Source organism: Flavonifractor sp. An82 (assembly GCF_002159265.1).
Classification (GTDB): Bacteria; Bacillota; Clostridia; order Oscillospirales; family Oscillospiraceae; genus Flavonifractor.
In genome coordinates this window covers 95,728-109,783 of the sequence record NZ_NFHG01000001.1, presented here as the reverse complement: position 1 = coordinate 109,783, position 14,056 = coordinate 95,728, and the positions used below count along the sequence as shown (strand labels likewise).

At 40.3% G+C, this 14,056-nt stretch carries 16 protein-coding genes; all 16 read right to left on the bottom strand.

Features of this window, described 5'->3' with window-relative positions; all coding sequences use genetic code 11:
• Window positions 1–10: 10 nt before the first annotated feature.
• Window positions 11–532 (bottom strand): hypothetical protein, encoded by a 522-nt coding sequence (locus tag B5G34_RS18250; RefSeq protein WP_140397153.1) that lies wholly within the window; start codon window positions 530–532, stop codon window positions 11–13.
• 34 nt (window positions 533–566) lie between these two features.
• Window positions 567–1,163: a hypothetical protein gene (locus B5G34_RS00755; protein ID WP_087333547.1), complete on the bottom strand. Its 597-nt coding sequence runs from the start codon at window positions 1,161–1,163 to the stop codon at window positions 567–569.
• 2 nt (window positions 1,164–1,165) lie between these two features.
• On the bottom strand, window positions 1,166–1,615 hold the full coding sequence (locus B5G34_RS00750; protein WP_087333546.1) for a DUF1064 domain-containing protein: 450 nt from the start codon (window positions 1,613–1,615) through the stop codon (window positions 1,166–1,168).
• A gap of 44 nt (window positions 1,616–1,659) precedes the next feature.
• The gene (locus B5G34_RS00745; protein WP_087333545.1) at window positions 1,660–2,391 is read right to left on the bottom strand and encodes a hypothetical protein; all 732 of its coding nucleotides are present in this window, start codon (window positions 2,389–2,391) and stop codon (window positions 1,660–1,662) included.
• Between the two features lie 14 nt (window positions 2,392–2,405).
• A complete protein-coding gene (locus tag B5G34_RS00740; protein WP_087333544.1) occupies window positions 2,406–3,143 on the bottom strand; it encodes a hypothetical protein in 738 nt (245 codons plus the stop codon).
• Window position 3,144: 1 nt separating this feature from the next.
• Window positions 3,145–3,648 (bottom strand): hypothetical protein, encoded by a 504-nt coding sequence (locus tag B5G34_RS00735; protein ID WP_087333543.1) that lies wholly within the window; start codon window positions 3,646–3,648, stop codon window positions 3,145–3,147.
• A complete protein-coding gene (locus tag B5G34_RS00730) occupies window positions 3,641–4,618 on the bottom strand; it encodes a hypothetical protein (protein WP_087333542.1) in 978 nt (325 codons plus the stop codon). Before B5G34_RS00730 ends, B5G34_RS00735 begins: the two co-directional genes overlap by 8 nt.
• A 288-nt stretch (window positions 4,619–4,906) precedes the next feature.
• A complete protein-coding gene (locus B5G34_RS00720; RefSeq protein WP_087333540.1) occupies window positions 4,907–5,350 on the bottom strand; it encodes a hypothetical protein in 444 nt (147 codons plus the stop codon).
• A gap of 4 nt (window positions 5,351–5,354) precedes the next feature.
• The gene (locus B5G34_RS00715; protein ID WP_087333539.1) at window positions 5,355–5,957 is read right to left on the bottom strand and encodes a hypothetical protein; all 603 of its coding nucleotides are present in this window, start codon (window positions 5,955–5,957) and stop codon (window positions 5,355–5,357) included.
• A 36-nt stretch (window positions 5,958–5,993) separates the two neighbouring features.
• Window positions 5,994–7,004 carry a hypothetical protein gene (locus B5G34_RS00710; RefSeq protein WP_087333538.1) on the bottom strand — a complete coding sequence of 337 codons (1,011 nt, stop codon included), beginning with the start codon at window positions 7,002–7,004 and terminating at the stop codon, window positions 5,994–5,996.
• Between the two features lie 25 nt (window positions 7,005–7,029).
• Window positions 7,030–7,551, bottom strand: a complete 522-nt coding sequence (locus B5G34_RS00705) for a hypothetical protein (protein WP_087333537.1) — start codon at window positions 7,549–7,551, stop codon at window positions 7,030–7,032.
• Between the two features lie 17 nt (window positions 7,552–7,568).
• Complete coding sequence (locus B5G34_RS00700; protein WP_087333536.1) at window positions 7,569–9,110, bottom strand: hypothetical protein; 1,542 nt, start codon at window positions 9,108–9,110, stop codon at window positions 7,569–7,571.
• Window positions 9,111–9,134: 24 nt separating this feature from the next.
• Window positions 9,135–9,338, bottom strand: coding sequence for a hypothetical protein (locus tag B5G34_RS00695; RefSeq protein WP_087333535.1), 204 nt, complete (start codon window positions 9,336–9,338; stop codon window positions 9,135–9,137).
• A 12-nt stretch (window positions 9,339–9,350) separates the two neighbouring features.
• Window positions 9,351–10,838 (bottom strand): hypothetical protein, encoded by a 1,488-nt coding sequence (locus B5G34_RS00690; protein ID WP_087333534.1) that lies wholly within the window; start codon window positions 10,836–10,838, stop codon window positions 9,351–9,353.
• 11 nt (window positions 10,839–10,849) lie between these two features.
• Entirely contained in the window at window positions 10,850–13,111 is a 2,262-nt protein-coding gene (locus tag B5G34_RS00685) for a terminase (protein ID WP_140397151.1), read from the bottom strand.
• Window positions 13,108–14,025, bottom strand: coding sequence for a hypothetical protein (locus B5G34_RS00680; RefSeq protein ID WP_087333532.1), 918 nt, complete (start codon window positions 14,023–14,025; stop codon window positions 13,108–13,110). The genes B5G34_RS00685 and B5G34_RS00680 overlap by 4 nt, the downstream gene beginning before the upstream one ends.
• Between the last annotated feature and the right edge of the window lie 31 nt (window positions 14,026–14,056).

Here is a 14,056-nt window from a genome sequence, read left to right as displayed (position 1 = left end):
TCACCACCTGTCATTTATAATTTGCGCCGAGTGTAGCTATTGCACCAACATGAGACATGTTAAAGTCAAAAATAGCCTGCTTCATAAAATCATCTCCAGAATAATGCTGGCGACTGCGCACTTGCTCACCATGCCACTCACCAAAAACTGATCCTGAAGCATGCCATCCATTCGATAAATGCAACACAATATTTTCCACACCGTCGCCCCAACGGCTATCTGGTGAAAGAGATGGCCGAAATACAGCACTTGGAGCAAAGCTAATATCGATGCGATATTTACCATCTGAAGTTGGAATTGGTTTTCCAACAATATAAGCAGCGTCATTAGAAAGATCTGAATCAGCCAATGACGCAGGGAGGTTCTCTTGAATACAATGAATCAAATCTTTTACAATTGTCATATATGATGTGCTAATAACTGTGTCACCAAGAGTTCTTCCGTTTTTATTTGCTTCATCGATTGCTTTTTGCACTTTCTTTTTGCCAGCAGGAGAAAGTAAATATTGGTTTAAAATTGTCTCGATACTCATTTACATCCCCCTTTTTGCAAAAAGAGAAGCAAGGTTAAACTCCTTGCTTCTCTTGATTTGCTGCGACAATCTCAATAATCTTGCTATTGTCAAGCGTGGCAATATTATTGATGGCACCAACTAATGCGTTAGTATCAACATCCTTGAATTCATCAGTCAATGTAGTAAGTGTTGCTGTAATGGCATCAATATTCTGCATAAGTTCATCAATTTTCTTTTTCTGCATGTTGATATCGGTTTCAACTCTATATGCGATTTTCTTTTGTGCCGACTCGCAAATATGATTCCATTGGCTAGGATTAACACAACTCATCAATTGCCCCATAACATTGCTTCCATACGTAAGCATATACAACCTATCCAATCCAATCTCAACTTTCAGATTAGTGTAGTACGCAATAAAATTCATTAACACTGATGATTGATATGCTTCTGGTGTATATTCTCCATCAATAAACACGGCATCAACAATGCTATTTACACACCCATATTCTTCCCCTGGAGACAAAAATGATTTAACCGATACAATGATCTCTTCTCCATCAATTTGAAAACTAACACTTTCTTTGGTTTCATCCTTACAAGCCTTAATCATTTTATCGACCTTGTTAATAGATACCTTGCGATCCATATTTATTTCCTTTCTTTATCTGCAGATTTTTTCTTTTTCCTAAGTTTTCTTTGTGCAACTACGTATTCGTAATCACAAAAACCGCCATCGATTTTTGAATAACATATCCATCGATAATCAATGTCCGGATATGTATGCCAAAACATTTTTCTTTTTATTTTTGCAACTGCATCCGGCATACCTTTAATATCAATAACTTCAATCCTTCCATCCGCATACTCAACATAAAAATCTGCTATATACATAATAGCCTGAACTTGTTTACCATCATGAGTAAATTTTGGTTGCAACACATATGGCTTTTGTAATTCAAAAGCAAGAATCTTGCCGCTTCCCAGACCGGGCAAAATTACATCACGATAGTATTTCATCTCAACGATACTATCAAAAACAATCCCGTCACATGTCCTTTTCTCAGTATCAGAACTCACATTATATTTACTTCTACTCATAAAACATAAAACTAAAAAAGAGGGGGCAAAGCCCCCTCTTTTAATTATGCTCCTTCATCCTCGATTAAGATCATATCCATGATGTTATCGTTCTGATCAGACAGAAGATCAAAGTTAATGGTCATAGTAGCAGGATCGCCATTGTTACTGAAGCCAAAAGACAGAGTCTGTTGAGGACTCGCCTTATACACAACAAGTTTATAAGGATAGTTGATACCGTCTTCACCCTTCATCAGAGTCTCACCATAAATGGTCACGGCCTTCGGGAAGGTGGTAGACTTGATGGACATTTTCTTCACACCAGAAGTCAGTTCCTCAATACCATACACAATATAATTTCCGGTTTCCTCGCCAGTCAGAGTAATGGTGTGGTCATCCAGCGTAGCTTCGACAGGAGTGCCCAGGTCATCAGCTTCAGCATACACATTGATGCTGCCAGGGATCAAATTGACCTCAGGAGGCACAGTAATGGAACCAGCTGTAGCCTCAAGAACAAGACGCTTAATGAACTTTGCGGTGTTTTCGATCTCTGCACCAGTGCAGATAGAGAACAGCTCGCTAGTCAGCAGTTGAGTCTCAACCGCCAAAGTACCGCCCTTTTCGCCATAAAAGGTAACACGCTTAGGATGGCCTTGGCCTCCGTATGCAAAGACCTGCTCGCCAGTAATCTCCTGAGTTGTTGCATTGGCATAATCCAGGACGTGAACAGGACGCTGAGTAGCGAAATCGCAAATGGTTAAATCGCAAACTTCACGGTTAGCAAATGTAACTGACATATTGTCATTCCCTCCTATTGTTTATTCTTATACCATAAGGAAAAATCAAATGGCTCTGTACCCCAAGCAGCCCATTTCAAACTACAGACATCAATCTGCGTTTTTGTATCCAACCGATAGAACTGATCGTACAGTTGATATATGGTTAAATCTCCAATATTCAGAAGATTGTATGAATTGCTTTGAACTGAAACCGCAGAGACAACATCATAAATAGCCAACATTTCTCCCGTAGTCTTTTTAGCCTTTCGCCCTTTTTTTAGCTTTGCAAATATTGCCCTTGCTTTATTGTTTGCAAATACACATTCATTTTCCGACATCTCTGCTTTTATGTAGTTTGCTTTTAGAATTACATCTCTCACATTCTTATATGTGTTGCTGTCAACAATAGAGACTCTTTTCTTCCCGTTGTAAATAGAAAATCCGCAAAGTTCATAGTCATACACTACCGTTTCTTTGATAAAAAACTGAAGTGCTTTCCATAAAACTTCACGGAAAAAATCAACGGATATCAACAAACTAAAAGCATCAATGCGTGCGCGAGCATCATAGGATAGTTTTTCATACTCATCCCGCGCTTTGTATAAATCGATTACATCATCTGTGTTATATGAAATAATCGACAAGTATTGGTTGTACTTTTCAAAAATTTCAGGATCGCTTATATCGACTAATTTGACCTGCTCCACTGTACACAACCCAGGGATCTGGATGTCGCGGCCCAAAATCAACGCTAATTTTGTTTCAGACATATCAGTTTGCCAAATTAAAATCCGGTATTGAATAAGTTAGTGTCTTTTTTGCAAATGAAGCGTTCCCAGACGTGGTTGTCCTCACATTTTTTAACTCCAACTTACCAATACCAAAATCCCTATCAAGCCTTAAAGCAAAGTCAATATAGCGAATTAGATTGTTTAGGCGATTTCCTCTCATGCTTCCAAATTTTGCGCGGTCTAAAACCATAATGGCGTGAGAGCACAAAACTGAAATATACAATTCCAATGTTTTTTGTGCTGATGTTCTAACTGATACAACGTCAGTATCAACGCATATCGCAGATAGAACTTCCTGTGTTGTACCAGGAATATATTCGTAGTCGTAAAATGATTTCCAGTTTCCCTTCTGGTCCATAATATCAGAAATTTTTGCATCCTTTTTATCAGCCAGAAGATCAATGACTTCTTGTTGCTGTGATAATCTTTCAATGACCAAAGCCGGGTAATCAACCAGTTCATCAAGGTTAGTGTTGTCAACCATAAACATCCACCACCTCAATTGACTTTCTAGCTATTTCTTCTCCGAGGCGATCAGTCACATACAATTCAATAATCGCACCTATTGCTTGACTTTCTGCAGACAACAACACAGAATTATCCGCATTTTGCTCCATATGAACAAATTCATGTTTATCTGTTTGCACAGAATAATTCCAAGCAATATTATTCTGACCTTCAACCGATGGGGTTAAGGTATACAAAAATGTTCCCAGTCCAGCTCGAAGAATATCCATTCCACTTATTGTATAAATGTTTGGATTTTCTTGGCCTTCATTACTTTGAACATAATCACACACCATAAGGTCAATATTGTCATTCGGATGACAGGCCTCATCTTGGCTTAAATTCCATACGATAAACCCATTTTCGAGATCTTGATATACATTTGTTTGCTGGTCAACAGATGTGCAGCTATAGGTCCTTGGTTTCCCATTGATAAGTTCGAGCATAAAACGCTTATCAAGATCCACCAGCTTCGTTTCGTCGTCGTATGGTATTTGCACCTTATATTCACGGTTAGATACACTAATCTGGGTTCCATTTGTCACATTAGAGGTATAGGGCTTTGTCATCAAGCACCATCGTTCAATGATGTCTTTTGTTGCTGGGTTTTGCCACCTGATTTGTCTGTTGCATTGGGCAATACGTCCTTTATAGGCGATAGTATTGTCAAAATCCAATTCGACAACCAACCAATGCAAATTTTCCCAAACAACAATATCTCCGATTTTAATTGTGTCACCTGGCATTAAAACAAAAGTCTTCTCATTTAATGCCTGAGTTGATGAAACAATCATTTTTTTCAGTTCTCCATCCACTAACGTATTTTTAGCGGAAGGAACCTTTTCAAATTGTGTAATCAAAGCCTCTTTTTCACGAGATATAATTCTATCGCGTGAAGTCATGCCTTTATGCTGTAACTGCTTGGCATACAAATCCCAATTTATCAATGGAGATCACCCCCAAAATCAAACTTTACAAGCTCAATCTCTGCAATAATCTCAAAGGTTAATCTCCTACATTTAAAATGTGCAATCTTTGCGTCCATAAGGTAGTTCACCAAATTTGCAATCTTAATGTAATGCTTATTGGATTGTAAATCTGGAAATGTTTTAAAAGCACCCATAACGTCAGACGACAAACTTTCAAGATACGAAAAATATTTTTCTCCGCCGTTGTCAGATTCATATGATGTCAAAATCTTATAAGATGCCCCTATCAAATAATCCAAAAAAATATCAAGCATTATTTGTACTCAACTCGGCAATGTTAGATGTTTTGTAACTGTATAACATCATCTTTTTTCGAAAATCTTTCTCCATAAGTTCCTGCATTTTCATCATTTTGTCAAGTAAATTAGCGGGGCTGAAAAAGCTATAGTCTCCAGAATTCATCAGGTTATAGAAATTTTCTTCGTTTGCTACTTTTGGTTTAGCCCAGTAATAAGCTTCTCCAGTAGCTAAGATCTCAATAATCTCCTCGTCCAGATCATTATTGAACTGGGCAAGGAGATCATCTCTATCCGACAAATCAACCTTACAAATCCTAGAGAAATCAACAACAGCGCTTTTTAGGAAACCATTAAGAATCGCCTCTCTGTCTGACGGTTGAAAATCAAGTAGACCATAAGCGGAGATTTTTTGAATGGCTACTTGATGAATTTCACTATACGGTGTTGGCATACAATCACTCCATATTCTCTACCAGAGAACAACCAAGCACTTCTTCAAGCGTCTGAATTTTGCTTCGAGAATCAAGAGTTCTATCCTCAATCTTCTCTAAAGCAGCATACATCACCGTCTTCTTTTGTCCAGAAGACAATTTAGACACAGCAGACTTCAACTCCTCCATCGGGAGATTGAATAACTCATCAATCTCTTCCACGTTCAAAGTATTTTTGTAAAACTCATTGATGTGCAGATAATCAATCACATCTGGATCATCAAACAAGATCCAGTTGTTCTTAAAAAACTTTGGATGACTATTTCTCAGAGTTTTTAAATCCGCAATTTCTACGTAGTCTTCATCCCCAAAATTTTGCATCTTCAGGGTATAGCCAGACTTTGGAAGCCCAATTACAAGAGTTCCATGATATCCATTTCGGATCAACACAGAATCAGTCAGTTCAAAATTAGGCTTAGGTCGCTTAACTGCCTTGATCTCAGGTTGCACAACCTCTACAGTTGCAATATTTTCTTGAGCGGCAGAAGGGGCCGCAACAGCGGCCCCTTTCTTTGCACGACTGGTGGTCTTAGTAGAGTTAGTATTAGTGGTTCGCTTAGTAGCCATTCCTTGTGTCTCCTTTTAATCTATTTTGTTTGCTTATTAGGTCATCTCGTATACACCAAACTTACGACCGACAACCACGCCGACGACGTAATAGGTGATGTACATAACCTCCATAGACATATCAGCGTTCTCAGTAGCATCATCAGTGATCTTAAACACATCATCGCCACCAACGACCATCTTGATGAAGCGATCCATATTGGAAGGAATCACATAAATCTTATCGTCATCAAAGATAAACTCATCGCTTCCAGCCTTCAGACGCTGAGGAACAACAATCACATCGATGCCGTTCCACTTCATGGGATAGCCATAATTGTAAATATCACTCTTCTCCTCAGTGCTCACATTGGTGGTTGCCTTAATCTTGCGAGCACCCTTCAATGTGCAAACAATAGTCACAGTGGCACCATCATTGATAGCAGAAACACGCTGGCACACATCCAGCAGAGCATCCTCATCATAAGTACCAGCGGTAGGATAATAATCCTCGCCCAGAGTATCCTGAGTCACACCGCTGAATGCACCATAAATATCGTCCAACTGACGCTTAGTCACAGCCTCAGTAACCTGATCAACCAGATCATTGATGTCAGCGCGGCCAGACAGAACGCGAGTCATCTCCTCGTATGCCTTAATGCCATGGGCAGTAGGTACAAGGGTCACAGAGCTGCGAGCAGCCACACGCTGACGGCGAATGCCCTGAGTGCCACGAGCGATATCGGCCACAACCAGATTGGCCTTCTCCTTGACGGTAAACTCCGCACCATCACCCTCAGCAAGGTTCTTCTGCTCAACAAACCGATTGAAGAACTCATTACCAGTCAGACCCTCAGCACGAACCTGATCAATCAGGGTCTCGATAATGGTGTACATCTGAGGGTTATTTCGGAAAGACTTATAGGTCAGCTTGGTGCTACCGCCATTAGCATCGATCAAAGCCTGACGAATGGTCTCACGAGCCTCGTCCTTAGAGAACTGCTGAACACAGCCATGACGATAGTCCAGCATCAACTTAACAAGATCTTTGGTATTCATATCTGCCATGATTTCATTCCTCCTTTAAAAAAAATTAGCCGCCAACGCCAACGTGAGGCGCGACAGCAATCACATAGTATTTCACAGATCCAACGGTATCAATCTCAATAACCTTGCCGATCACCAAAGCAGAAGCAGTCTCGGTAGCGACGGTATGGATCTTAGTCTGGTCAGCCTTCACTTCAACAGCATGGCCGACAGAAGGAGTGCCGTCCAAAGCCTCTGCAGTCACAGAGAAAATATCACCGTTATGGAAGATGTAAGCACGAGCAATGTCACCCTTTTCATTGGTGAACTCATCCAGATTATGCTTGCGCTCATCCACCATATACTCAGGAGACGCAATCAGGGCGATAGCCTCCAGCTTAGTCTCAGCGGTGGGCTTCACTGCCTTGAAAACCTCTCGCTCGCCAGTGATCAGAGAGTCAATCGCAACAACATTGCCGTTATCAATAGCGGCATAATCGGAACCATCGTGATAGCGCACAGAACGCAGCAGGGAAGGATCAGTGGTTCCAGCCATCAGATCCAGCCGAACAATTGCATGATTAGCCATATATTTTTCCTCCTCTTTTACTTTTTGCGGCTGTATTTTGCAAACAGACCGCCATACAGTTCTTCATTATTTTCATTTGCTTGAGAAACAGCAACACGCACCGTTGTCTGTTTCTTAGCGGGCTTAGAAAACGCCATAGACATCTTGCCTTTGATGGCATAACATTCTTTCTCAAGATCGCTAAGGTCTGAGAAATCATAGGCAGTTTCTGACAGTGCCTTAAATTCCTCGTTTTCAGCAAGTTCAGCAAACCGCTCCAAAATCTCATCTACCTTCTTCTTGTGCTCTGCTTCCTGGGTTGCCATCTTAAAAGAATTCAGAGCATCATACGCATCATTGTCATAAGAATGAGTCTCCTTGTATTCGCTAAACTCATTGGAAAGAGCCTCAAATGCAGTACGTGATTGCTCTAATTTTGCATTCTCCTCTTCTGTCAGCCAGCGCAGAATCATCCGCTCAAACTCACCAGTGATAGAAGCGGTCGCAGTCTCTTCGTCATAAGTGTAAGAGAACCGGCCATTAGTGGATTCATAATCCCCGGCGGCATTCCACACATCCTTTTCGACATATACATACTCATCATCAAAATCAACCAGGTAGTAGTAAGTCTCTTGGACAAGTTTACCGGCTCCGTCTCGAACAATCTCTGGGTCAAGAGCGTTGCGCAAAGCATCGCGGCGCTGATTGTAGGTAGCAGAGAACATCTGCTCACTGGGAACATTTTCAGGATCGCCTTCACCATTATTGTTGATGTTCGCATTTGCAAACTCAGCAACCTTGGCTTCAAACTCTTCCTCAGTCATCTCCGCAGAAACCTCAAAATTCAAATCTTCAATTTTGAGGTTATACTTTGCGAGAATTTCAAACTTCTTCTCCTCAGTCAAACTAACTTCCCCTCCTTCTGTTTTGTTATTGTCAGAATAGTAAGCACGCAACTCTTCAAGCATAAGAGCAAATTGAGCCTTATAATCAGATACGGCCACATTCGTTCCGATCTGAACGCTTGCGCTTTCAAAACATGGTTCAACCGAATTGCCTAAAATGCACAAAGCTTCAAAATTCATATTTTCGATGACACAGTAGCCATCTTTGTCGATCACATATTGATCAACATTGATTTCCATTGACTGATGCCATACTCCCTGAGAAGCCAAACATTCGTAGCCTGGTTGTCGCTTCCAAAGAATGACGTTGCAAAACAGATACTCGCGAACAGTACCGTCTTCCTCAGTCACTTCCTGCCAAGACGCATTCATTGTTTCAGGGACAACTCCAAAAGGTGTGGTTGCCGCCTCAACAGCAACAGTCCCGTCATCATTAACTTTTACTCTAACGTCATGACTACCAAAGTCCTCAGCCTCTGCATCGAAACGTCCAACAAGGGGGCAGTTTGCCAATGACGGCAATGCTTTCTCAAATACTTCCTTACTGATATCGCTTCGGTTTCGATTTCGTCCTGAATACGCAATGGCCACCCGACCAGCCGCAAAAGAAGGATTAAGGTCTGTGAGATTGTCAAATTTCAGGTCAAAGTTAATCCCGATCTTTTTGTTCTTCACTTATTTCACCTCCTCCTTTTGCAGCTAAAAGGCCATGAAAAGATTTCTGACAATTTTACATTTATTTGTTTTCACGGCGTTATCTATATCAAAACAAAAATGTGCGGGATTTGAATAATCAAAAATCCGCACATCTTGTTTGATATTATATTGAGTTGTAATCTCTACAGCTCCGGATGCCACAAGTTGATTCGCCAGAGCTTCATCAAACACAAACAAAGCATTCATAAACACACCACCTTATCTGTTTGTATTTGCCTCAGATTCACGAGTCTGTACTCCGGATTCTTGCAGCTCAGTATCGTCAGCTGTTGGGCGTCCGGCGGATGACTGTGTATAGCCACTAACCAATGGAGTTAACTCTCCCATGCCAAGCATATTCATCTCAACATAATTCAAGCCAACAACATCATTCGGAGATAACCCAAGCGCAGAAGCATAAGAACTCTTCACTGGAATCCCGAGCGCTGCAGCATCCTTATAATAAGAAATCCAATCACTTTGGTTAAACTTAGTGATTGGAAGGAAATTGATTTTGAATTTTGTTGTGCCGGACATCTGCTTGAGAATACGGTTAATCAATCTCTCACATTGATACACAATGGCGAACACGATTTCCTCATCCGAAGAAATAGAAAGCTTTAGCGCTCCAGCAGTGTTATTGTCAGCAGAGCCAAACAGCAAAGGTGATGTGCCGCCTTCTCTCCAGAATTGCTCCTCAGATCTTGACACAGTATCAACATCATTCAGATTTCCACTCTTATCAAAACTATAAGAAGAAGCCTTCATAGGAGCCATGAAAGCTCCAACGTATGGAGGCAAGGCGTTCACCATATGCTCATAATATTGCAATGCGAGATCATAATCCATTTTTGGAGTTCCGTCATCGTCAACAGGTATCTCTAAGCCAATCATTTTGTAGTTAGAGATTTCAGACGCGGTCTCCTGCAAGGACTTATAAGTCTCAATGTCGTACAACATCGGCAGCGTGGATGCCCACGGGGGTATGCTATAACTTTTAGTAGTCTCATCTGCCTTCAGACAAAATGATATTGATTCTGGAATCTCAATCCATCTTTGCTGCGAATTCGCTTTATACTGTTCATATAAAGTAGTAAACTCAGGCGGATACAACATCAATTCGTCTTCTTTTACCTGACTAAAGTCAACTGCATACATCCATGTTCCATCGACAATAGACGATAGTTTGCAGATATCAGGGTTAATTCTTTGAATAAAATACGAATTTGAACCTGACCATTGAACACCGTAGAATACGCCCTCACGCAAAGCAACCAACATAGCTTTTTGTAGTTCATGCTTTAGGTTCATCATATCTAGCTGCGCTACAGCCTTCAGATAAGATTTCCGGAAAGAATCTTGCTTCACTTTAGATACATCAAAATCAATCGGAGTAAGATTATATGCCCACATAAACATATAAGCATAATATTGGATCAAACGCCGGTATTGACTTGATGCATCATACATATAGATGGATGCATTCCGGATATTTTTTTCGTTGCTTGACGGAGACTGCATATACTGCAGTATTTGTTCTTTTGTGTATCTGGTAAAAGTAGTCGATGTGCTCCGATTGCTCAACAGATCAACCAGCTGTTGTTTCTGCAACTGAGCATATTTCCATGCAAAATTATATGCGCTTTGATGACGAGCAATATCATCGTCCGAAGGTGTCACAATTATATTTTTACCATCATGTTCCATTGCGTCACCTCCTACTTCTTAATGTTAGGCGCTCTGAAATTAAATACAGGGACGCTCTTTTTCTCCTTAGGTTTTGTCAAAAGGTCTTTACGTCTTTTTGTTGTGAGGGCATATGCCGCCATAGCAGCTGTATAAGATCTATCATCGTGCATTGTATTTCGTTTATCTCTAACGAGATCGTAAGAAATACCGCCTCCGGCAGACTCATATCGGCACATATACGACATTTCGTTTTTCAATAGGTTAATCTGCGCCAAAGCCATCTGCTCTTCTTGTGAGAGCTTTGCTTCTTGGAATTCTCCATTTGGAAGCTCAACTGTTATATGATCTTTTCCGTCATACTCTGTGAATTTCATCAAATTTAGCTTAACAACCTTTTCCAAATCACTATACATCAACGCCTTAAAACCTTTAGGGTTAATCAAATGTACGATAGGCATAGCGTCAACGTATGTTTTTCGAGCAGTTTCATACTGTTTGTGATCAGGATCGATTACTCCTCGATGCTTGTTGCCATGACGATCAGTCCAATCAGCCATCAGCTGGTCTGCCACTGCACTGATTCCACCGCCACCTGCACCAGCATCAATGTAAAGTTCGATATTTTCCCATTCAGCAGCGCGAGCACCATTATAAGCAATCATCGTATCTTTGATGATATCTAATTGTGCCGGCATTGGCAAAGGAGTCTTCTTAGATGTTCCTGGATCAACCATAGAAATCACATTCTCTAATTGCAGATAATATCCTATCGATTTATCTTCAATCAATTGCCATACACTCAGAACACTACCATCGAAGTTTCTAGCAGGGTCATAGCACAGAATAAATTTCTTTTTGCCGGTATCATTACAAAGCAATGGTAATCTCAAATCAGAATTTCTGATCAGAGACTCCATCGAAACTACAGCGTTCTCTCCTCCGCCTTTTCTAAATCTATTGAAAAGCTCTCGTTCTGCAGAATCAGGATCGTCTTCCATGGCCTTCTTAATCGATTCATCTGTTAGGTGAGACTCAATCAATACTCCATTTACTGACGAATAGTTTTTAATTGCATGAGCATTCAAATCACATACGAAGTAATTCGGGTCTCCCATCAGCATCTTCTTTGAGAACATCACATATTTTGAATAATATGGGTATTCAACATCTCCGGCAGAAGAGGCATAAAGAAGTTGCAACGGCATCGTTTTCGGCCTAATGTATTTAATCTTACTGGTACTTAAAGCAAAGCTAGAGTCAAGATCAGCAAAATGCTCCGTGGCCGCCATCTGCTCTTCAGTTTGCCATGCACATTCATCGTATAGAACTGATCCACGCTTACCACGAATTGCATTCAGGTTTGTAGACAAAGTTGTCAATCCAGAGTTATTGTATAGTTTCATGGTATGCCCAGCTGGGTTGTGTATAAATCCAGTTTCAGAATTTGCGGATTTTACAACCTCACCAGCGAACAAATCGTTTGCGGAAGCAAACGAAGGGATTCTTTGAAGTGCTATATCCTCAAGCTTCTTAAACACTTCTATACTCTGAGCTGCAGAGTTAGTGCTTATATACACTTGATAATCCGGAATCAGCAACATTTTTGTCATCAAAAAAACTGCCGCTAGAGTTGTGTTGTGAGTAACAGTCATCTTCTTTCCGCACATAAACAACCCTTTTTCATTATCTACTTGAATGCATCTCGTTGGAACAGATTCAGTCTTTATAATCTGCTCTATCTTTTTCTTGTTTCCTTTGTGATCAGGGTATAAGTATAAAGAAAGATCAGGATTAAACGATATGAATCTATCGATATGTTTTGTAGAACTGGTCACATATGAACTATCTGATGTCGATAGTGTCCATAAATGGTCAGCATCAGCGACAATACATTCTCCATCATCAAACGTAATTTCATAACACACATTTCCAACATAAATCGGGGAAACATATGAGACTGTAGTTGGATGGCCATTGTTGTCTAATATAACATCTCCAGCTTTCAGCTCTCCCATAGTGGTATATCCAGATGGTGTTGGGATAGGAGTGCCAACAGCAAGAGCTTTCCCGCTGCCACGACATGCAAGCCACAGGACAAACGGCTTATCCCAACTTTCCATAAAGCACCATCGCTGATAGTCCATAAGCTCAATCCCGAAAAAGTAATTTGCAAACCAAACAGGATTTTTACGGCCTTCGTTAATGATTTTAGTAAAGCGCTCATACTCTTCTAAGTTTCTTTGAGATAATTCTACAGTTGTTTTTGGGAAAAACTGTTCCAGTAGAATCACCTCTTTTTAATTTTATAAGACTCCAATTCTGCAATTTTATTTTTTAAGCATCTATTTTCTTCTTCGAGTTCTTCACATTGTTCCGTCTTTGATTGAAGCATTTCTCTTTGTTCTTTGATCATATCAACATAGTCGCTATCATCTAATGAAAGCTGATCAAGAATGCTTCTGTTGCTGATATCTGCCACTTGCCGCATAGCTTCTGCAGTATGGATATCAAACAAATTAGTCCTGATTTGCTCAAACCCAATTTCTGCAATTTCCTTCATCTTCATCGAAAGAGTGTTTTTCCCTGCTCGATTACTGTCGTTGTAATTTGCAGAAAGTCCATTATCTTTAACGATTGTAGATATAGAATTCAAGAATTTACCTTTCGTATCACTTAAGGCTCTTAACTTTGTTTCATTTGGCATCTTCAGCATCAATTCTTCATTGATTACCTTATCAATTTTTCTACACTGCAAATGTAGTTGTGTAATTTGAATGATAGCTTGAATCTTACTGCTATCATCTCGAACACCTTCAGCATCACAATAGCCAGCAAGCATATTAAAGCAATACTTCCGATCTTCATCAGTAATCTCGTCCACATCAAATGGATCATAGCCAATTACAGATATGGCATAATTCATATTCTGAGTGTCTTTTTTAGTCCATTGTGATGCACGCCAATCTCGAATTGCCTCTGCATCCTTTCCCAATTCACCATCTGCTAAAGATGTTTCAAAATTACGATCTTGATATTGCTTCATTTGGATTTGCCTATAGTACCCAGATAAATCAAGCGTACCATCATCACCAAGATTTCCAAAATACACCGTTGCAATATAAGGCCAATCCAGCAATGCACACAGGCACTTTATGGCTTTTTCTTGGTCTTTATAGGTATCAAGATAATCTTGATGAATCTTCATTACGCAATCTTTACAAATTACCGCCACGCCA